Below are 18,819 nucleotides of genomic sequence, written 5' to 3' on the forward strand. Positions count from 1 at the left end.
GCCCCGACCCGTAGCCCTCAGTTCAGCGTGGCCCCTGCCTGCTTGACGATGCGCGCATGCTTGTCCAGCTCGCTCCTGAAGAACGGCACCGCCGCATCGGCGCCGGTGGCCGTCACCACCAGTCCTTGCGCCGCCAGTTGCTCCTGCACCTCGCGTTCGCGCAGCGTGGCCTGGATCTTCGCCTGGAGGTCCTGCACACCCGGCTTCGGCATGCCCGCGGGCCCGACGATCGCCAGCCACGCATCGAAGCTGTAGCGCGGCACGCCCGACTCCGCCAGCGTTGGCACCTCGGGCAGCGCCGGCACCCGCTGCGCGGTGGACACGGCGAGCGCCCGCAGCTTGCCTGCCTTGATCAGCGGCAGCACCGCCTGCACGGTGAGGAACCCCATCTGCACCTGGCCGCCGACCAGGTCGGTGGTGTAGTTGCCGGCGCCCTTGTACGGCACATGGCGGATGTCCACTTTGGCCTCGCTGGCCAGGAGCTGGCCGGCCAGGTGCAGCACCGTGCCGTTGCCCGACGAGCCGTAGTTCAGTTCGCCCGGTTTCGACTTCAGCAGCGCGAGCAGTTCCCTGGTGTTGTTCGCGCTCACCGCGGGATTGACCACCAGCACCAGCGGCAGCGTGCCGATCACGGTGATGGGCGTGATGTCCTGCAGCGCGTCATACGGCAGACTCTTGTAGATAAACGGGTTGATGACGTGGTTCGACGAGATCAGGCCCAGCGTCGAGCCGTCTTTCGGCGCGCGCACGATCTGCTGTGTGCCCGGCACACCGCCGGCGCCGGCGATATTCTCGACCACCACCGACTGGCCCAGCTGCTTGCCCAGCGGCTGGCTCAGCGCGCGGGCCACGGCGTCGGCCTGTGAGCCGGGCTGGGTCGGCACGATCAGCCTGAGCGGCTTGCCATCCTGCGCATGGGCCGGAACGGCCTGGCCGCCAAGCATTGCCAGCGTGGTCAGGGCCGCAAGCGCCTTGCACGCCTGTCGAAACAGCGAGGTCTGCATGGTTTTGTCTCCGTGGGTCGAATCGCACCGTGGACGGTGGCTTTGGCACGGAGTGTAGGGTTGCGACGTCGCGGTGGCCGAGTGCTAATCCGCTGGACCGGGTATCTCAGCCCGGCATAGCTTCCGTTCCGCCCTGTGGCTGCAGCGCCGCGATCATCGCGGCAATCGCCCGCAGCCGCGGCTGCTTGTACGGGGCATAGATGCGCAGCTGGCGCTGGCGCCACGGTTCATCCAGCGGCACGCGCACAAAGCGCCGCGTTCCCGCATAGGCCGCGCCGGCACTGGCCGGCAGCACGGCGATGCCCAGCCCCGCCTCCACCATGCGGCAGGCGGCCTCGAAACTGGAGACCGCCACGCCCTGGTTGAACGGCAGCCGCAGGTTGGCCGCCTGCTCGCGCAGGTCCTGGTCGAGCGCGCCGCCCGGCTGCACCACCACCAGCGAATGCTCGAGCACCTCGGCGTAACGCATGCGCTTGCGCCGGGCCAGCGCATGCGACGACGGCACCACCACATTGAGCGGATCGCTGCCAAAGGCCCATGATTCCAGCCCGCCCGGGGTCTTGGCCGCGACGCCGATGCCGACGTCGGCCCGGTCATCGAGGCAGGCACGCAGCGTTTCCGCGGTGGAGCGCTCGTACAGCGCGATCTCGACCAGCGGATGCGCCGCCTTGAACGCATGCAGGCGCTCCGGCAGGAAACCGATGATGGCCGACGGGCTGGCCGATACCCGCACCACGCCGGCGACCCGGTCGCCCAGGTCCTGCACTTCGCGCGCAAAGCTGGCGATGTCTTCGTTCAGCTTGCGCCCCAGCTCCAGCGCGCGGGCGCCGGCATCGGTCAGCACCACGCCGGCGGGCGAGCGCACGAACAGCACCACTCCCAGGCTGCGCTCCAGTTCGGCGATGCGCCGGCTCAGCGCCGACTGGGCGATATGCTCGGTCTCAGCCGCGCGCTTGATCGAGCCCTCGCGGGCCGCGGCCAGGAACAGCTGGATGTTGACGGGATCGATGCGGTGCATGGTCATTGCGCCCGGGTGGGCAGGCCGGAATGTCGCCCGATACTAACCTTGCCGCGCGCGCCGCGCATGACCCCTGGGTTTACCCTGATATGTCTGGCGCAGATAGCCGCGATGCCGCATCAGCGCTTCATGCGCGCGCGCCAGCGCCGGTAGAGTTGCGCCGAAATGCCATCGGAGACCTGCATGAGCGCCATCGGGGCCACGGCCCGCATCCTGTTCCTTGCCGACTCGGCGTCGGCCATGACGGCGCAGCTGCAGGGGCTGCCGATGACGCTGGCCACCGCCGGCGCGCTGCGCGACGACGTCTCGACGGACGAGATCACGCCGGTGCCGATCCTGACGCACTACGACGACACGCTCGGCCGTTTTCCCTATATCGGCTACAAGGTTGAAGGTGTCTGCCCGGTCCCGGCCGGCGCGATCCGCGACGGCGGCTTCGCCGTGACCGTCGCCGGCAACCGCTACGGCAAGGGCTCGTCGCGCGAGCATAGTCCGGCGGCGGAGAAGCTGGCCGGCATCCGTCTCGTCATCGCCCGCAGTTTCGAGCGCATCTACCGCCAGAATGCCGACAACATCGGCCTGTTCACCTCGACCGACTTCAGCCTGCTCACCCGGCTGGATCAAGGCGAGCCCATCGACACCGATACGCTGGTGGCCGGGCGCGACGCCCTCGCCGCAGCCATCCTGCGGCATGGCGGCCTGCTCAGGTTCGGCCAGGCGCACCTGAGCGACGTGGAACCCGCCCCCACCGGCGCCCCCACCGGTCCGCAGACCCTGTTCGAGAAAATCGTGCAGCGGCATCTGCTGGCAACGCCGGTGACGCCGGCCCGACCGGTTCCGGGCGACGGCATTTTCGTGCGGGCCGACTGGCGCTTTATCCACGAGTACTACACCGGCATGTGCGCCCACATGCTGCACGCGGCGTTCGGCAAGCCGCTGCAGCTCAGGGATGCGGATCGCATCGTGGTGTTCGAGGACCACACCTCCTATGTCGGCGAAAGCCCGGCTCACGTGCGCGGCGGCCTGGTCGACAACGTCGCCCGCATGTGCGCGGCGCAGCGCGACTTCGTGCGCGACTACCAGCTGCGATGCCATCGCACGCTGACCGAGGACGAGTCCCGTGGCGCCGCGGTCGCGCGTGCGGCCGGCATCTCGCACGCGATGATGGCCGAGCGCTATGCCTTGCCCGGGCAAGTGGTGGTCGGCACCGATTCCCATACCCCGCACAGCGGCGCGCTGGGCTGCGTGGCGTTCGGCGTCGGCACCACCGACATGGCCAATGCCTTCGTGACCGGCGCGGTGCGCATGACCCTGCCGCAATGTATCCAGGTGCGCCTGGACGGCGTGCTGGCGCCGGGCGTCACGGCCAAGGACGTGGTGCTGCACCTGCTGGCCCGGGCCGACATCAAGGCCGGCGCCGGCGTCGGCAAGGTGTTCGAGTTCACCGGCCCGGTGGTCGGCGCGATGTCGATCGACGAGCGCGCCACGCTGACCAATATGTGCGCCGAGCTGGGCGGCTTCACCGGCATCGTCGCCCCCGATGCACAGACCGTGCGCTTCCTCAAGGAGCGGCGCGGCATCGATTTCGAGATCGAGCCCTGGATGCGCAGCGATGACGGCGCCGCGTTCGCCGCCACGCTGGTCATCGACTGCGGCACGCTCGTGCCGATGGTGGCCCGCCCCGGCGATCCGGGCAATGGCATGCCGCTGGCGGCGCTGGCCCAGCGCGTTCCCGTCGACATTGCCTACGGCGGCTCCTGCACGGCCGGCAAGCGCGAGGACTTCGACTGGTACCACGAAGTGCTGCACTGGGCCGTGCAGCGCGGCTTGCGCCTGGCGCCGCGGGTCAGGCTCTACCTGCAGTTCGGCACCACCGACGTGCGCGACTATTGCATCCGCCAGGGGTACCTGGAGACGTTCCAGGCCATCGGCGCGCGCATCCTCCAGCCGTCCTGCGGCGCCTGCGCCAACTGCGGCCCGGGGTCTTCCGAGCGGCCGGAGCAGGTGACGGTCAGTTCGATCAACCGCAACTTCCCCGGGCGCTCCGGTCCGGGGCAGGTCTGGCTGGCCAGCCCGCCAACGGTGGCCGCCAGTGCGATCTGCGGGGAACTGGCGTCGTTCGGGGACTTGCAGCGGCGCTATGCCGCGGGCGCGGCGTAGGCAGGCATCTGCCGGGCGGCACGGCTGCCGGCATCAGCCCCCCGGACCGGCTTTCGCATAGCCCATGCCGTAGTCCGCCAGGCAGTGCAGGTTCTGCGCCCGGATCGCCTCCGTCATGAAGTCGTGACCTCACCGGGCCGCAAGCCGCGTTCTGGGCGAGGTCGCGCCACGCGCGCGAACGCGGCCTGGCCGGCTACCAGATTTACCTGGCCACCGGCTGAAAGCCTCTTGCCGCAGCTTGGCGATTGGTGCCGAACGGGAAACAGCGTGCATCCGCCCGCGGCGCTACCGCGTCGATCCTGGTTCACCTAGCATTGGGGCATGGGTCGACGCCCCATCCCTACCAACCGAACCGAGGTGCGTGATGAAGATCGTTGTGATTGGCGGTACCGGACTGATCGGCAGCAAGGTCGTGGCCCGGCTTGCCGCGCAAGGCCATGAAGTGGTGGCGGCATCGCCACAGACGGGCGTGAATGCGCTCACCGGAGAAGGCCTCGGGCAGGCGCTCGCCGGCGCGCAGGTGGTCGTGGATGTGGCCAATTCTCCATCGTTCGCCGACGATGCCGTGCTGCATTTCTTCGAGACCTCGGGTCGCAACCTGGCGGCGGCGGAGAAGGCGGCCGGGATTGCACACCATGTCGCGCTGTCGGTGGTCGGCACCGACAAGCTTGCCCAGAGCGGCTACTTCCGCGGCAAGATCGCGCAGGAAGCGCTGATCCGCAATGCCGGCATCCCCTACACCATCGTTCGCTCCACGCAGTTCCTCGAGTTCCTCGGCGGCATCGCCGAATCGGGTGCCGACGGCGATGCGATCCGCCTGTCGTCCGCATCGATCCAGCCGATCGCCTCCGACGACGTGGCCGAGGCCGTGGCCGACCAGGCGCTTGCCGATCCCGCCAACGGCATCGTCGATATCGCCGGGCCGCAGCGCTTTGCACTGAGCGAGCTGGTGCAACGCTATCTCGCAGCCACCAATGATCCGCGCAAGGTGGTCGTCGACGCCAAGGCCCCCTATTTCGGCGCCGAGCTGGAAGACGGCACGCTGGTTCCGGACGGCCCCGCGCGGCTGGGCAAGACCAGCTTCGAGGCATGGCTGCGACAGCGCCAGCCGGCGCGGACCTGACCCCAGTGCCGGCCCATGGCGAACCAGAAACTGCAACCCCCGCCGTTGAGCCTGCTCGACAAATATCGCGGGCCTGACTTCGATCCGCTCTACACCACGGCCGTCACCGTCACGGGTGGAGAAACCGGGCACGGGCGCGCCTCCGGCGTGGCCCGCTCCGATGACGGCAACCTCGTCATCGACCTGCGGCTGCCGGCCGCGCTGGGAGGTCCGGGCAACGGCACCAACCCGGAGCAGCTGTTCGCCGCGAGCTATGCCGCGTGCTTCCATGGCGCGCTGCACCTGCTGGCCCAGCGCGCCCGCCTCCCTATCGACAACATCGCCGTGGAAGTCGAAGTCGCTTTCGGCCGCGACCCCGTAGACGGCGCCTATGCGCTGTCCGCGGATGTCCGCGTCAGGATGCCGGGCGTGGCCCGGGCGCTGGCCGAAGAACTGGTGCGCAATACCGAGCGCTTCTGCCCCTATGTGAAGATGACCCGGCAAGGCATTGCCAGCGTCGTGGCGGTGGTGGACTGATCCGCCTCCGGCGGCCACCACGATGCTGGCCTCCAGCACATAGACAAAGCCATGCGCGTCATGCCGGTGGACCGGATCGGCAACGCCCGGCGGGTATTCCATCACGATCTTCTGCACCTCCTTGCCGGGGTAGTCCGGCAAGGCTTCGGTCGACAGACGGCACGCCGCGGCAGGCGCGCCAAGGTTCTCCACACTGTCGCCGCTTCGACACCAATCGGCGCCATGGGCGCGATGCAGCGCACGACGCTCCTAGTCGGCGATGTTTTCCAGCGCCCTGCCGCGGGTCTCGATGCCGAAGCGGAATACGATCGCCGCCGCCGCAAGGAAACACAGCGCGCCAAGACAGAACACGCCCGCCTGCCCCGCGACGGGAAGCACCAGTCCCACCAGCGCCGGTCCCAGCAGCGAGCCGATGCGTCCGACGGTCGAAGCCATGCCGCAGCCCGAGGCGCGCGCACGCGTGGGATATAGCTCCGGCGTGTAGGTATAGAGCACCGCCCACATGCCGAACATGAAGAACTGCATCATGCCGCCGGAAAGGAACAACGCCATCGGCTCCGGCGACGAGCCGGCGACCCGGCCATAGATGAAGACCATGCAGGCTCCGCCGACCAGCGTCGCCACGCAGGCAGGCTTGCGCCCCCAGCGCTCCACCGCCCACGCCGCCCACAGAAAGCCCGGAATCCCACCGATCGAGATATACACCGTGTACAGCACGGACTTCGTCACCCCCAGTCCGGACTGCTGCAGCAATGCGCCGATCCATGTATTCAGGCCATAGAACCCCAGCAGAGCGAAAAACCACAGACCCCATACGGTCAGGGTCCGGCTGCGGTACGCGCGCGACCACAGCACGCGCAGCCCCGATGCGTCCGGCTCCGCCGCGGCAACCGACGGGGTGACCTCCGGCAATGCCTCAAGTTTCATCCGCCGCATCACCGACTGCTCGATACGTTCGACGATCGCGCCCGCTTCCGCATGGCGCCCCCGCGATTCAAGCCAGCGCGGAGACTCGGGCACGAAGCGCCGAACCACGATCAGGAAGAGCGCCGGAACTGCGCCGAGCAGGAACATCGTGCGCCAGGTATAGGTGCTCAGCACGTAGTACGACATCAGGCCAGCGCAGATAAACGCGATCGGCCAGTTGCCGTCCATCAATGCTAGATACTTGCCGCGCTGCCGCGCCGGGATGAACTCCGACATCAGCGTCTGTGCCAACGGCAGCTCCATGCCCATGCCGATGCCGAGCAAAAGCCGATATGCGCCCAGTTCCATGGGGTTGCTCGCGGTGGAACAGAGATAGCTGCCCACGCCCCAGATGATCATGCTGACCTGGAACACGGGCTTGCGCCCGAACCTGTCGGCAAGCATCCCCGAACTAAGCGCGCCGACGGCCATGCCGACAAAGCTGGCACTCCCCAGCATGCCCGCTTGCGCAGCGGACAATCCGAATTCCGCCCGGATCGAGCCCAGCAGATACGTCATCATGGCCAGGTCGAGATTGTCGAAAAAGAAGGCCAGCGCAATGATGGCAAACAGAAGGCGGTGATACCCGCATACGGGCAGCCGTTCCAGCCGGTCGCCGGTGCGCACGCGCATCAGCTCGAGAGAGGTATGCTTCATCTTGTCTCCAGTCGTTTTAGTGCCGGTGCTCTATGGCACTGGCGGCAAGCGATAACACGTGGTTGCGCTATCGCTCACTACTGTCGCTTGCGGCCGCTTGCACGACGCGCGCCCGAACGCCAAGCTCTGTCTCGCAGGCGCCAAGGCAGCGGCGGTGCCTCGTTGCGTATCCTGTGGCCGTGAAGATCCAAGGCTGCCTTCTCCGGAGCTGCATCACCCTCCCGAAGTTCGGCGATGAGCCCCAAAAAGAAGAGGTGCCGAAGCACCTCTCCATGTCTTGCGCTGGCGAGCCCTACTTCGCCTCGAACCGATGGGGATCGAACGCTTCCGGCGGCAGACCGGACAGCGTCGCACCGGACTGAAACGGATAGCGCAGGTACGGCGCGCGCGGCTGCCCCGGCGGCGAGTACTGGCCGTCAGCCAGGATGCGCTTCTTCGCGCTCATCTCGCGGATCTCGCAGCGATAGGCGACGATCTGGCTGGCCGCGCCATCCTCGATCGGCGTGTAGTCCTTTTCCGGGCGGAACTTGTCCAGCGCCTGGTACTGGTGGGCACGCACCTCGTCGGTACTGTCACGCAGCCGGACTGCACAGCGCGCGATGACGCTGAAATACTCAAGGCTGGTGTTCTGGCCCTTGGGCGCCTTCAGCAAGGCCACGGGCCGGTCGACCTCGATCGTAACCAACGGGTTCGCCCGGATCGCAGCGGCAAGCTTGCCGAATCTCGAACTGTGGATCAGGAACGCGTCGCCGGTGAAGGTAAAGCTCTGCGCCGTGATATAGGGGTACGGTGCGTCATGCACCGCGACCCGGCAGATCAGCTCATTCCTCAAGAAGGCTTCGATAGCCGGCCAGTCGGTCCAGGCCAGGTCGGTCCGGCGCATCTCGCTGCGCAGGTAGGCAGGGGTGATACTTGTCATGGTGTGGTCTGCTGGATGGGTTCAAGAAGCCGCATCTGCGCGCGTTCCGGTCCTAGTCCGATACCGCGCAAGGGCCGGCCGATGGCCTGCGCCAGCCATGCGAGCAGCGCTTCAAGTTGCGGGGGCAGCGGCGAGCCGGCATCGGTCGGCATGGCCTCCTGCGCAAACGCCGGAAATCGCAACACGCGCTGGCGTACGCTGCCGGCCTCGCCGACCACGACCGGGATGCAACGTTCGGGCGTGTGGGAAAAGGCGGCCAGGCTGTCGCATTTGTTGAGATACACCTCGTCGACGCCGGCCTGCTGTATCGCGAGCCGCAACTGCGCAACGTCGAGCAGGCCCACGCGCCGTGGCCGGCCGGTGCCGGTACCGTACTCGTTCGCCAGCATCCTGATGGCCACGCCCGTCGCGAACGCATCCGCTTCGGCAAGCAAGGCCAGCGGATCGTGGCTGGCCGCTTCGTCGGCGCGTCCGCGGCCCGCGTGTGCTGCCGCGGCGCAGTAGGCCTGGGAACGCTGCCCGCCCAGTTCGGTCGGCAGCGGACCACCGCCGACCCGGGAAACGATGGCCTTGGCCACGCCGATGGTCTTGCGGTGATACCGGCACGGCAGATCTCCGCCCACGTAGGCGTAGGCGGGCAGCGTATGGCTGGACGTGACCCACGGCTGGGCGCCATGCACCACGTCCAGCATTACCGACTGCGCGCCCTCGTACAGCACCCTTGCACCGGCCTCCACCCGCCGCAACAGCGTGACAGCATCGGCGGTTACGAACGGCCGGACCACTGTCCACGCACGGCGCATGTCGTCCATCATCGCCGCGACGCGCTCGTCATCGTCATCGGACTGCGCCGCCAGACGGGTCATCAGTTCGAACACACGGTCCTCGTCACACCACAGGTCGCGCAACTGGAACGCAACGCGCTCGGCGCCCCGCATCCGCGCTGCCAGATCGGCGTAGCACGGACCGATACCGTTGCCGGTGGTGCCGATCCCTGCGCCATAGCGGCGGTCCGTCAGTACATGACGGGGCTGAACCAGCGGGCACCGGTCGCTGATTGTCAGGCGCCCGTCCAGGCTGATGCCTTGCGCCGCCAGCATCGCAATCTCGGACGCCAGCTGCTGCAATCCAACCACGCACCCTGAGCCGATGTAGAGCGCAACGCCGGGGTGCAGCACGCCGGAAGGCACTTGCCGAAGCCGCAGCGCACCGGCAGGCGTTGCGATGGTATGCCCGGCGTTGGCCCCGCCGTTAAAGCGCGCAATCACGTCATACCCGGCGGCGAGGTGGTCGACGACCCGGGCCTTGCCCTCGTCGCCATATTGCAGGCCCACCAGCACGTCGGCGTAGCCGGCCTTTGTCGCGGCGCCCATCGCCTAGGCGTCCAGCGCAAAGGTTGCCTCGATCTCCACCGGGGCACCGAACGGAAGGCTCGCAACGCCGAGCGCCAGGCGGGCATGGCGCCCCCGCTCGGCAAAGATCCGGTTGAGCAGTTCCGACGCAGCATTGATCACCAGCGGCGCATCGTCGAAACCCGGCTCGACTGCTACGTAGCCCCCTACGCGCACGATGCCCCGGATGCGCTCGAGATTGCCATCGGTCGCAGCGCACGCCCAGCCCAGCAAATTGGCCAGGCAAAGCCGCGCCGCCGCCTGGGCCGCCTCGACGCCGACCGTGCCGGGCACCCTGCCGATGAATATTGGCTTGCCGTCCTGCAGCGGCAGCTGGCCTGAGATCGTCAGCAGACCATGGTGCAGCGTGTATGGCGCATAGAGCGCCCTGGGCATTTCGGCGGCGGGCAGGACGATGCCTGCCGCGTGGATACGATCCAACACTGACATATTCACTCCTCGACTTGGACAAATGCCGACGGAGCGAGCGCGGTGCTGGCTACCCGGCGGCCTCCAGACTGTGCCGCACGGTCCTGCCCCCGGTTCGCGCCTTGACGCCAGTTGCTGTCGCGCAGATGCCAACCCAAAGGGAAGACACCTAATCGCCGGTCCGGTCCCGGAAATATTCGGTGGGCGTCATGCCAAGCGCCCGTCTGAACATGGCGCTGAATGCGCTTGGACTTTCGTATCCGAGTTGCAGTGCGATGTCGGTGACATGGCACCCCTCGGCAAGCAGGCGGACCGCGGCCATCAGGCGGGCCTGCTGCTTCCAGCGGCTGTAGGTCATGCCCGTTTCTTCCGGAAACAGGCGGATGATTGTCCGTTCGCTGGCGCCAACCGAGCGGCTCCATGCCTGGACGGAGGTCTCATCCGAGGGGTCCTCGAGGATCTTCGCGCAGATCTTGCCCAGCCGTGGATCCCTGGGCATCGGCAAATGCAGGGGGACCACCGAAAGCGGACGCAGCTCTTGCAGCAGGAGCTGCACGACCAGGCCATCGCGGCTGCTTTCCTCATACGCCATCGGCATGCGCACGGTGGCCGAGATAAGCTCGCGCAGCAGCGGCGGCACCGCCACCACGCAACAGCCGTACAACTCTGCGGGAACGGCATCTTCGCGGACATAGACCGTCCGCATCTCGACGTCGCCGCACGCCTGCATGGCGTGTTCGACGTTGCTCGGTACCCAGACCGCGCGCTGAGGCGGCACCACCCAGGAGCCAAAGTCGGTGGTGACTAGGATGGCCCCCACATAGGCATAGATCAGCTGGCCGCGCGGATGGGAATGCGCGGCGATATAGAAGCCATCCTTCAGCTTGCGCGCCATGCCACCGACCGGCCGGTCTATCGCCTGGTAGTCGTCGCGGTTCTCGCTCTTTCCGTACATGGCGTCTTTGCGATAGGGGTTGTCATCTGGCGGCGCGCGCAGCAAGACGCGGATGCGTATCTTTGGCCGGACGCGACAAGCGTCGCAACGACCCCCACGGAATCGAAGCCTCGATCCCACAGTCTGGAGCCAAATGTAATGTCAGTGTATCGAAACTTCAATCAGGAAGAACTGGACAAGCAGTACAACGTTAGGGCGGGAATTCCCGGGTTCCAGGACATCTTCAAGCGCTGGGACGACACCAGCGCCGCGTTCCGTCGCCAGCATCCGGTCAAGCCGGATCTTGCCTATGGCGGGCACGCCAAGCAGTCACTGGACTTCTTCCCCACGGCCAGCCGCGAGCACCCGCTGCTGGTCTTCATTCATGGCGGCTACTGGCAATCGCTGGATAAATCCGACTTCAGCTTCGTTGCAGCGCCGTACCTGCAGCGCGATATCAATGTCGCAGTGGTTAACTACCGCCTCGCGCCGGAGGTGGGCATGGCGGAGATCGTCCGCGACAATCAGGAGGCGGTGGCCTGGCTCTACCGCCATGCTGCCGAACTGGGATTCGACCCGCACCGCATCTTCGTGTCCGGCCATTCGGCCGGCGGTCATCTCACTGCCACGCTGGCAGGAACGGACTGGGCGTCCTTTGGTGTACCGGCGGATATCCTCAAGGGTGGATGCGCGATCAGCGGCTTGTATGACCTGGAGCCCATCCGGCTGTGCTATCTGAACCAGGTGGTCGGGCTGACCACGGCGGACGTCGCCCGCTACAGTCCGGTCCACCATGTCCCCAAAATCAAGCTGCCCATGATCCTGACCGTCGGCGGCGATGAATCGCCGGAGTACCACCGGCTGCAGCGCGAATACCAGGCGCTGCTGGACGAATGCGGCTTCGACGTGCAGGTGGTGGTGCAGGAGCGCGGCCATCATTTCGATGCAGTGGACCTGTTGGGCGACCCCAATGGCGCCCTTGCCGCCGCGGTGCTGCGCATGATCGCCGGCACCTGACCCATCGGGCGCGCGGTCCCCGGCGCCATGCGCGGGTGGCGCCTCACGCCGTCACGGCTGCGACAGCGCGAACTCGTAATCCGACGTATCCAGCCGGGAGACGCGGTACTCGATGCGCTCGTTCTGGTAGGAAGACGCCACCCGCAGTATCTTCAGCATTGCGGTGCCGACCGGGATGCCCAGCAGCTCATGGTCTTCCTCGTCGGCCAGCGCGGCGCGCAGGCGCTCTTCGGTGCGGATTATGTTGATGCCGAAGACGTCCTGGTAAAAGTTGTAGAGCGTGTTCGGCCGCTCGCGCAGCAGCTTCTCGGTCAGCGTCCTGAAGCGTTCCGCCGGGACGGTGATGGCGTCGATCATGACCGCGCGGCCTTCCAGCGACAGCACGTTGGTGAAGCGGAACACGGCCTCGCCGAGCGGCAGGCCCAGCGCCGCGGCTTCTTCCTTGTCGGCTTTGGCGCGGCGGAACTTTGCCAGCTGCACCGTCGGGAACTCGCGGTACCCGTCCTGGCGCACGATGCGGAAGAAGCGGAAGAAATGGTCTTCCTGCCGGTGCGTCGCGACGAAGGTTCCCCGCCCCTGGTGGCGGATCATGATGTTCTCGGCCACCAGTTCGTCGATGGCCTTGCGCAGCGTGCCGATGGATACGCCGAAGCGCTCGATCAGCTTGCGCTCCGACGGAATCGCCTCGCCCGGCTTCCACTCACCCTCGGCCAGAGCGGCCAGGATGGCTTGCTTGACGTCCTTGTACAGCACGCCGCCGATGGCTGCGCCGGCATCGAATCTGGAACCCACGTTAGTGTCCTTTGCAATGCCGCCTGCGGCGCGGCCGGCCGATCCATGACTGACTCATATAGATAAGACGAATCATACTAAAGCCGGCCGCCACGCCCCCGGCCGGCCCGCCGGGCGCGGCGGCGCGACGCGCCGTTATTCGACCCGGATGTGCTTTTCCTCGATCAGCCGGGCCCAGCGCGTCACCTCGCCGCTGAAGTAATCGGCGAAGGGCGTCCCGCCGGCCGCGGGACTGAACCCGGCGGCAACGATGCGACCGCGCACGGACTCGGCGGCCAGCATGCGCGCCACCGAGGCGGCCACCTTGTCGACGATGGGCCGGGGCGTGCCGGCCGGCATCATCAGGCCGGTCCAGTTCTCGACGATCAGCTCCGGATAGCCGGCCTCGGCCACGGTGGGCACGTCGGGCAGCAACGGATGGCGCTCGCGCGTGGTCACGGCCAGTGCGCGCAGCTTGCCCCCTTTCACATAGGCGAGCGACTCGGGGAAGTTGGAGAAGACCACGTCGATCTGGCCGCCGATCAGATCGGTCATCGACGGCGCGCCGCCTTTGTACGGCACATGGGTGAAGCTGGTGCGGGTCTGGCTTTCGAACAGCGCCAGGGTCAGGTGCGGCGGCGTGCCGTTGCCGCTGGAGCCGGCGTTCAGCTTGGATTTCTGCGCCGCCGCGGCCAGGTCTTTCATCGACTTGATCGGCGAGCTGGCCGGCACCACCACCATCATCGGCGACGAGGCGATGCGCGCCACCGGCACCAGGTCTTTCTGCATGCTGAACGGCAGCTTGGGAAACAAGGTCACGTTGGACGCATGCGTCAGCGTGACCGCCAGCCAGGTGTAGCCGTCGGGCGGCGCCTTGGCGACCTGCTCGGCGCCGATGTTGGCATTGCCGCCCGGCCGGTTTTCCACCACGATGGGCTTCTTCCACTCTTCGGAGAGCTGGTGGCCCACCATGCGCGCCATGATGTCGGTCAGGCCGCCGGCCGCGAAGGGCACCACGTACCGGACCGGCTTGCTCGGATAGTCCGCGGCCGCGGCATCGCTGCCGCCCTGCGCGGCGGCAGGCCGCGGCGCCAATGCAGCGAGGGCCGATACAACTGACAAGGCAAGCAGCACGCGGTTCAGGTGCCTGCGCGCGCCGCACATCAAGCGTCGATCCATGGTTTGTCTCCGGTAGTTGTGGCCGGCCCATCTAAGCGTGGGTCCGTTGTGAGGAAATCAATGCGGCGCGCCAGCCTCCTCGCCCGCAAGCGACTGCAGTTCGCGCCAGAGCGCGTCGGGCACCTCGACGCCGTGCGCTGCCGCCTGCGCCTGCGCGGTTTCGCGGCGGGCGCCCGGCACGCGCGTGCCTTCGTCGTCCAGCATCGCCGCCAGCAGCGCTTCCACGCGCGCGGCGTAGACCTGCGAGCCGGCGAAGGCGCCGGGGTCCAGCACGAAGAACAGCTGGCCGATGCGCGGACGGTTGCCCGCATCGCTGAAGAAGGAATCGGCCTCGGCGCCGAACTGCGCCCCGGCCAGCGACGTCACCAGCAGTTCGACCAGCAGCGCCAGCATCGCGCCCTTGACGCCGCCCGCCGGCAGCATCGAGCCGCGCAGCGCGGCCTGGGCGTCGGTGGTCGGCTGGCCGGCCTCATCCAGCGCCCATCCGGCCGGAATCGGCTTGCCCTGCTTCGCCGCCACCATGATCTTGCCGCGCGCGACTTCCGACAGCGACAGGTCGATCACCACCGGCGCATGGCCCTGCCGCGGGAACACCGCTGCAATAGGGTTGGTGCCGAACAGCGGCCGCTTGCCGCCCCACGCCGGCATGGCCGCGGGCGAATTGCCCATGGCGATGCCGACCATGCCGGCGCGCGCCACCGCCTCCAGCGGCAGCGCGGCGGCGCCGAAGTGGTGGCTGTTGGTGACCGCGGCCACGCCGACGCCGGACGCCCGCGCGCGCGCCATGGCCTCGGCGATGGCCAGGTCGCAAGCGGCGAAGGCAAAGCCGCAGCCGGCATCGACCAGCACCGCGCTGGCGCGCGTGCCGTGCACCGCCGGCTCGGCGTTGCCGTCGACCCGGTCATGGCGCAGGTGCGCCACGTACATCGGCACGCGCGAGACCCCGTGCGACGGCAGCCCCGCGGCATCGGCCCGCACCAGCGCCGCCGCCGTGGCCCGCGCCTGCAGCGCGCTGGCCCCGGCCCGGCGCAAGCCCGCGGCGGCCACGCGCTCCAGTTCCTGCAACGCAATCCGGCTCATGGCATCTGCTCCAGCGACTGGCGCACCTCGCGCGCGATCATCATCGATACGCGCGCATTGGCTTCGCGCGTCACGCCGCCGACATGCGGTGTCAGGATCAGGTTAGGAACGCCGCGCAACGCGCTGCCGGCTGGCAGCGGCTCACTGGCAAACACATCCAGTGCCGCGCCGGCCAGATGCCCGGCCCGCAGCGCGTCGGCCAGCGCCGCTTCATCGACCACGCCGCCGCGCGCGGTGTTGACCAGCACCGCGCCGGACTTCATCGCCGCCAGGCGGCCGACATCGATCAGGTTGCGGGTGGCCGCCACCAGCGGCACGTGCAGGCTGACCGCGTCAGCCTGCGCCAGCAGCGCATCGAGCGGCACGCAGGCCACGCCGGTGGCGGACCAGACCGGATCGTCGGCCGGCAGCATCGGATCGCATGCGATGACATCCATGCCGAAGGCGCGGGCCAGCGCCGCGGTCTGGCGGCCGATATCGCCAAACCCGATCAGGCCGAGCGTCTTGCCGAGCGCCTCCCTGCCCTCCGACAGCCTGGCCCGCGGCCACTGGCCGTCCGCCACCTCGGCACTGGACAGGTAGGCGCCGCGCAGCAGCACGGCGGCGGTGGTCACCACGTACTCCGCCACCGAGCGCGCATTGGCCCCGGCCGCGGGAATCACGCGGATGCCGCGATCGCGGCAGGCGGCGACGTCGATGTTGTCCAGCCCCACGCCGAGCCGCCCCACCACCCGCAAGGCCGGCGCGCACGCGAGCAGGGCCGCGTCCACCTGGGTGCGGTTGCGCACCACCAGCGCGTGCGCCCCGTCCAGGACCTCGAGCAGCTCGGCGCGGCGATCCACCCAGCCCGGCTCGTAGCGCAGGTCGAAGCCGGGGGTCAGCGCCTGCACCGCGGCCGGGTCCATGAACTCGCTGATGCAGATGCGCTTCATCATGCCGACTCGTGGATGCGGGTCAGCACGAACTCGCGATGGCCGAGCGCCTCGGCCGCGGTCCAGCGGCCGTTGATGGTGGCCAGCATGCATTCCAGCAGCTTGTCGCCGGTCTGGTCCAGGGTCTGCTCGCGCTGCAGCAGGCCCGAGCAGTCGACGTCCATGTGCTCGCTCATCAGGCGCACGGTACGCGGGTTGGCGCACAGCTTGATCACCGGGACGATCGGGTTGCCGATCACGTTGCCCTGCCCGGTCGGGAAGAAATGGACCACGTAGCCGGCAGCCGCGCACAGCGTGACCATCTCCGCCGCGGCGGAAGACGAGTCCATGAACCACAGCCCCGGATGCGTCGGCGCCTCGGCCTTGTCGAGCACGCCGTCGACGGTGCATTTCTTGCCGATCTTCTGGATATTGCCCAGCGCCTTCTCTTCGATGGTGGTCAGGCCGCCGGCGATATTGCCCTTGGTTGGCTGCGACTCGGACAGGTCGGAGGTCTTCCAGCGGTCGATCATGCCCTGGTAGCGCTCGAACATCGCCATGAACTGGTGGCGCACGTCGTCATTCGCGCAGCGCGCCGCGACGATATGCTCGCCGCCGGTCAGCTCGGAGGTCTCGCCGAACACCAGCGTGGTGCCCAGCGGATGCAGCTTGTCGAAGGCGTTGCCGACGGTGGGGTTGGCGCCGCAGCCCGAAGTGGTGTCCGACTCGCCGCACTTGGTCGAGACCCACAGTTCGCTGATGGGGCACTCGACGCGATGCAGCGCGGTTGCGTACTGCACGAACTCGCGCGCCGCCTTCGAGGCGCGCATGATGGTGTCGTGGTCGCCATGGCCCTCGATGCCGAAGCCGACCACCGGCTTGCCGGTCTGGGCGATGCCGTCGACGACCTTCTTGGTCCAGCCGTCCTCGATGCCGATCACCACCACCGCGGCGACGTTGGGATTGCTGCCGGCCCCGATCAGCGTGCGGAAATGCAGGTCCAGGTCCGGCCCGAACTGCAGGCGGCCGTACGGGTGGGGAATCGCCATGGTGCCCTTGATGGCGGCGGCGACGGCCTCGGCGGCAGCGTTGGACAAGTCGTCCAGCGGCAGGATGATGACGTGGTTGCGGACACCGACGCGGCCATTGTCGCGGCGGTAGCCCCAGAAGGTGGTGTTTTGATCGATCACGGACATGACGGGGATCCTCGGAAGCGGGATGGAAGCGGATGGGAAGCGTGGGGGGACGCAGGCGCGGCGCGCCTGGCTTACCAGCGCTTGGTCTTGATGTTGTGGACGTGGGCGTGTTCGCCGGCCTTGATCGGGGCGACCACCTTGCCGATGTCGATGCCGTATTTGTAGACCGTCTCGTTCACATCCATGTCGCGCAGCGCCACCTTGTGGCCGATGGGAATCGGCTGCAATGCGGTCACCGTCACGACCTTGTCTTCGTCCATGATCCAGGCGTTGAGCTGGGTGCCGGGCTGGATCCCTTCCACCACGGCCACCGCGACGGTGTCCTTGGCGTCATGAAGCACTACGTGAATCATCGTTGTCTCCTCTCTTTGGGTCGGGCGTGAAATCATGTTAGGCGCTGGATTCATCCATGTCAACCAACTCATATATATGAATTTTGACTGACGTCCTTGGCCACGATGCAGCCGCGTGCCGCGGCGCAGTCAGACGGTTTCGGGGATCAGCACCACCTTGCCGGCCGCGACGCGGCCCGCGGCCAGGTCGGCAAAGGCCGCCGGGCCATCGCTCAGCGCGCGCGTCTCGACCCACTCCAGCGTGCCGAAGCTGCCGCGCTCCAGCGCCGCCACGGTGGCACGCAGGTCGGCCATGGTGTAGGTGTAGGTGCCCAGCAGGGTCAGTTCGGCCAGGGTCAGCTTGCGCATGTCGATCTCGCTGGCCCAGTCCTGCAGGCCGATATGCATGACCACGCCGCCGGGCCGCGCGGCGGCGATGGCGAGCTTGCGCGTCGCGCCCGCGCCCACCGCATCGATCACCACGTCGAAGGCCGACTCCGGCAGCGGGCCGGCCAGCGGGTCGACCGCGTCGCAGCCGAGATGCCGCGTCACCGAAGCCCGTCGCAGCGCATTGGTCTCGGCCACCTGGACCTCGCCGCAGCCATATGACCGCACCAGCGCGGCGGCCAGCATGCCGATCGCGCCGCCGCCGATGACCAGCACGCGCGCCTCCGGCAGCGGCCTGGCCAGCGCGCGCATGGTCAGGTTGACCGCGTGCAGCGCGGTGGCGGCGGGCTCGGCCAGCGCGGCACTGACGCTGGCAAGCGCGTCGGGGATGGGAATCGCGCAACGGATCGGGATCGCCAGGTACTCGGACAACGCGCCCGGGCGGCTCATGCCGACCATGCCGCGGTTGGCGCACAGGTTTTCGCGCCCTTGCAGGCAATAGTCGCAATGGCCGCAGGTCACCAGCGGGTTGGCGGTCACGCGCTGCCCGACGGCCAGCCGGCTCTCGTCCGACGAGGCCACCACCGTGCCGGCAAACTCGTGGCCCAGCACCAGCCCTGGCTTGCGCCGCGGATCATGGCCGTGATACGCGTGCAGGTCGGAGCCGCAGATGCCGCTGGCATCGATGCGCAGCAGGGCTTCGCCGGGGGCCAGGGCCGGCATGTCGCGCTCCAGGACCGCGACGGCGTTGGGTTCGGTATAGACGATCGCTTTCATGGCCTTGCCAGTAGTCAAGATGGGAGGGGAACCACACGGACGGGCGGCGCAA

Annotated in this window: 18 protein-coding genes and 1 pseudogene; 4 read left to right on the forward strand and 15 right to left on the reverse strand. The window is 68.0% G+C overall.

Annotation, left to right across the window (positions count from 1 at the left end):
- Positions 1-17 precede the first annotated feature (17 nt).
- Both GA0116996_RS14865 and GA0116996_RS14870 read right to left on the reverse strand, forming a co-directional pair.
- Positions 18-1,004 carry a tripartite tricarboxylate transporter substrate binding protein gene (locus tag GA0116996_RS14865; protein WP_092312888.1) on the reverse strand — a complete coding sequence of 329 codons (987 nt, stop codon included), beginning with the start codon at positions 1,002-1,004 and terminating at the stop codon, positions 18-20.
- A gap of 106 nt (positions 1,005-1,110) precedes the next feature.
- Positions 1,111-2,022: a LysR family transcriptional regulator gene (locus GA0116996_RS14870; protein WP_092312891.1), complete on the reverse strand. Its 912-nt coding sequence runs from the start codon at positions 2,020-2,022 to the stop codon at positions 1,111-1,113.
- A 183-nt stretch (positions 2,023-2,205) separates the two neighbouring features.
- Here GA0116996_RS14870 and GA0116996_RS14875 point away from each other — a divergent pair, with 183 nt between their 5' ends.
- The 3 genes from GA0116996_RS14875 (at position 2,206) to GA0116996_RS14885 (ending at position 5,821) form a co-directional block, all read left to right on the forward strand.
- The gene (locus tag GA0116996_RS14875) at positions 2,206-4,182 is read left to right on the forward strand and encodes an aconitase family protein (protein ID WP_208601251.1); all 1,977 of its coding nucleotides are present in this window, start codon (positions 2,206-2,208) and stop codon (positions 4,180-4,182) included.
- Between the two features lie 364 nt (positions 4,183-4,546).
- Positions 4,547-5,305, forward strand: a complete 759-nt coding sequence (locus tag GA0116996_RS14880; RefSeq protein WP_092312897.1) for an SDR family oxidoreductase — start codon at positions 4,547-4,549, stop codon at positions 5,303-5,305.
- 15 nt (positions 5,306-5,320) lie between these two features.
- Positions 5,321-5,821 (forward strand): Ohr family peroxiredoxin, encoded by a 501-nt coding sequence (locus tag GA0116996_RS14885; RefSeq protein ID WP_092312900.1) that lies wholly within the window; start codon positions 5,321-5,323, stop codon positions 5,819-5,821.
- Here GA0116996_RS14885 and GA0116996_RS28505 read toward each other — a convergent pair.
- The 6 genes and pseudogenes from GA0116996_RS28505 to GA0116996_RS14915 form a co-directional block, all read right to left on the reverse strand.
- Positions 5,822-6,013 (reverse strand): annotated as a pseudogene (locus GA0116996_RS28505) (cupin domain-containing protein); the annotation flags it as partial. It lies immediately after the preceding gene.
- A gap of 57 nt (positions 6,014-6,070) precedes the next feature.
- Positions 6,071-7,444: an MFS transporter gene (locus GA0116996_RS14895; protein ID WP_092312903.1), complete on the reverse strand. Its 1,374-nt coding sequence runs from the start codon at positions 7,442-7,444 to the stop codon at positions 6,071-6,073.
- 292 nt (positions 7,445-7,736) lie between these two features.
- Positions 7,737-8,363 carry a pyridoxamine 5'-phosphate oxidase family protein gene (locus GA0116996_RS14900; protein ID WP_183299810.1) on the reverse strand — a complete coding sequence of 209 codons (627 nt, stop codon included), beginning with the start codon at positions 8,361-8,363 and terminating at the stop codon, positions 7,737-7,739.
- A complete protein-coding gene (locus GA0116996_RS14905) occupies positions 8,360-9,736 on the reverse strand; it encodes an adenylosuccinate synthetase (protein ID WP_092312906.1) in 1,377 nt (458 codons plus the stop codon). The genes GA0116996_RS14900 and GA0116996_RS14905 overlap by 4 nt, the downstream gene beginning before the upstream one ends.
- A gap of 3 nt (positions 9,737-9,739) precedes the next feature.
- Positions 9,740-10,204, reverse strand: coding sequence for a RidA family protein (locus GA0116996_RS14910; protein WP_167355513.1), 465 nt, complete (start codon positions 10,202-10,204; stop codon positions 9,740-9,742).
- 148 nt (positions 10,205-10,352) lie between these two features.
- Positions 10,353-11,138 carry an AraC family transcriptional regulator gene (locus GA0116996_RS14915; RefSeq protein ID WP_092312909.1) on the reverse strand — a complete coding sequence of 262 codons (786 nt, stop codon included), beginning with the start codon at positions 11,136-11,138 and terminating at the stop codon, positions 10,353-10,355.
- A gap of 138 nt (positions 11,139-11,276) precedes the next feature.
- Between GA0116996_RS14915 and GA0116996_RS14920 the strand changes: the two genes are divergently transcribed.
- The gene (locus tag GA0116996_RS14920; RefSeq protein ID WP_092312912.1) at positions 11,277-12,134 is read left to right on the forward strand and encodes an alpha/beta hydrolase; all 858 of its coding nucleotides are present in this window, start codon (positions 11,277-11,279) and stop codon (positions 12,132-12,134) included.
- Between the two features lie 51 nt (positions 12,135-12,185).
- Here GA0116996_RS14920 and GA0116996_RS14925 read toward each other — a convergent pair whose 3' ends face one another.
- The 7 genes from GA0116996_RS14925 to GA0116996_RS14955 all read right to left on the reverse strand — a co-directional run bounded on the left by GA0116996_RS14925 (position 12,186) and on the right by GA0116996_RS14955 (position 18,767).
- Positions 12,186-12,926 carry a GntR family transcriptional regulator gene (locus GA0116996_RS14925; protein WP_092312915.1) on the reverse strand — a complete coding sequence of 247 codons (741 nt, stop codon included), beginning with the start codon at positions 12,924-12,926 and terminating at the stop codon, positions 12,186-12,188.
- A 135-nt stretch (positions 12,927-13,061) separates the two neighbouring features.
- On the reverse strand, positions 13,062-14,084 hold the full coding sequence (locus tag GA0116996_RS14930) for a Bug family tripartite tricarboxylate transporter substrate binding protein (protein WP_092312918.1): 1,023 nt from the start codon (positions 14,082-14,084) through the stop codon (positions 13,062-13,064).
- Positions 14,085-14,141: 57 nt separating this feature from the next.
- Positions 14,142-15,164: an Ldh family oxidoreductase gene (locus GA0116996_RS14935; RefSeq protein ID WP_092312921.1), complete on the reverse strand. Its 1,023-nt coding sequence runs from the start codon at positions 15,162-15,164 to the stop codon at positions 14,142-14,144.
- Positions 15,161-16,096: a hydroxyacid dehydrogenase gene (locus GA0116996_RS14940; protein ID WP_092313354.1), complete on the reverse strand. Its 936-nt coding sequence runs from the start codon at positions 16,094-16,096 to the stop codon at positions 15,161-15,163. Before GA0116996_RS14940 ends, GA0116996_RS14935 begins: the two co-directional genes overlap by 4 nt.
- Positions 16,096-17,271, reverse strand: coding sequence for a UxaA family hydrolase (locus GA0116996_RS14945; protein WP_092312924.1), 1,176 nt, complete (start codon positions 17,269-17,271; stop codon positions 16,096-16,098). Before GA0116996_RS14945 ends, GA0116996_RS14940 begins: the two co-directional genes overlap by 1 nt.
- 71 nt (positions 17,272-17,342) lie before the next feature.
- Complete coding sequence (locus GA0116996_RS14950; RefSeq protein WP_092312927.1) at positions 17,343-17,624, reverse strand: UxaA family hydrolase; 282 nt, start codon at positions 17,622-17,624, stop codon at positions 17,343-17,345.
- Between the two features lie 129 nt (positions 17,625-17,753).
- Positions 17,754-18,767 (reverse strand): alcohol dehydrogenase catalytic domain-containing protein, encoded by a 1,014-nt coding sequence (locus GA0116996_RS14955; RefSeq protein WP_092312930.1) that lies wholly within the window; start codon positions 18,765-18,767, stop codon positions 17,754-17,756.
- Positions 18,768-18,819: the final 52 nt, after the last annotated feature.

It is taken from the genome of Cupriavidus alkaliphilus, from assembly GCF_900094595.1.
Lineage (GTDB): Bacteria > Pseudomonadota > Gammaproteobacteria > Burkholderiales > Burkholderiaceae > Cupriavidus > Cupriavidus alkaliphilus.

What these genes read in the sequence shown, in the direction of transcription:
- GA0116996_RS14895 (WP_092312903.1), bottom strand. Translation starts at nt 7,444, where the DNA reads ATGAAGCATACCTCTCTCGAGCTGATGCGCGTGCGCACCGGCGACCGG.
- GA0116996_RS14900 (WP_183299810.1), bottom strand. Translation starts at nt 8,363, where the DNA reads ATGACAAGTATCACCCCTGCCTACCTGCGCAGCGAGATGCGCCGGACC.
- GA0116996_RS14885 (WP_092312900.1), top strand. Translation starts at nt 5,321, where the DNA reads ATGGCGAACCAGAAACTGCAACCCCCGCCGTTGAGCCTGCTCGACAAA.
- GA0116996_RS14955 (WP_092312930.1), bottom strand. Translation starts at nt 18,767, where the DNA reads ATGAAAGCGATCGTCTATACCGAACCCAACGCCGTCGCGGTCCTGGAG.
- GA0116996_RS14920 (WP_092312912.1), top strand. Translation starts at nt 11,277, where the DNA reads ATGTCAGTGTATCGAAACTTCAATCAGGAAGAACTGGACAAGCAGTAC.
- GA0116996_RS14880 (WP_092312897.1), top strand. Translation starts at nt 4,547, where the DNA reads ATGAAGATCGTTGTGATTGGCGGTACCGGACTGATCGGCAGCAAGGTC.
- GA0116996_RS14915 (WP_092312909.1), bottom strand. Translation starts at nt 11,138, where the DNA reads ATGTACGGAAAGAGCGAGAACCGCGACGACTACCAGGCGATAGACCGG.
- GA0116996_RS14865 (WP_092312888.1), bottom strand. Translation starts at nt 1,004, where the DNA reads ATGCAGACCTCGCTGTTTCGACAGGCGTGCAAGGCGCTTGCGGCCCTG.
- GA0116996_RS14870 (WP_092312891.1), bottom strand. Translation starts at nt 2,022, where the DNA reads ATGCACCGCATCGATCCCGTCAACATCCAGCTGTTCCTGGCCGCGGCC.
- GA0116996_RS14905 (WP_092312906.1), bottom strand. Translation starts at nt 9,736, where the DNA reads ATGGGCGCCGCGACAAAGGCCGGCTACGCCGACGTGCTGGTGGGCCTG.
- GA0116996_RS14910 (WP_167355513.1), bottom strand. Translation starts at nt 10,204, where the DNA reads ATGTCAGTGTTGGATCGTATCCACGCGGCAGGCATCGTCCTGCCCGCC.
- GA0116996_RS14875 (WP_208601251.1), top strand. Translation starts at nt 2,206, where the DNA reads ATGAGCGCCATCGGGGCCACGGCCCGCATCCTGTTCCTTGCCGACTCG.
- GA0116996_RS14930 (WP_092312918.1), bottom strand. Translation starts at nt 14,084, where the DNA reads ATGGATCGACGCTTGATGTGCGGCGCGCGCAGGCACCTGAACCGCGTG.
- GA0116996_RS14935 (WP_092312921.1), bottom strand. Translation starts at nt 15,164, where the DNA reads ATGAGCCGGATTGCGTTGCAGGAACTGGAGCGCGTGGCCGCCGCGGGC.
- GA0116996_RS14945 (WP_092312924.1), bottom strand. Translation starts at nt 17,271, where the DNA reads ATGTCCGTGATCGATCAAAACACCACCTTCTGGGGCTACCGCCGCGAC.
- GA0116996_RS14950 (WP_092312927.1), bottom strand. Translation starts at nt 17,624, where the DNA reads ATGATTCACGTAGTGCTTCATGACGCCAAGGACACCGTCGCGGTGGCC.
- GA0116996_RS14940 (WP_092313354.1), bottom strand. Translation starts at nt 16,096, where the DNA reads ATGAAGCGCATCTGCATCAGCGAGTTCATGGACCCGGCCGCGGTGCAG.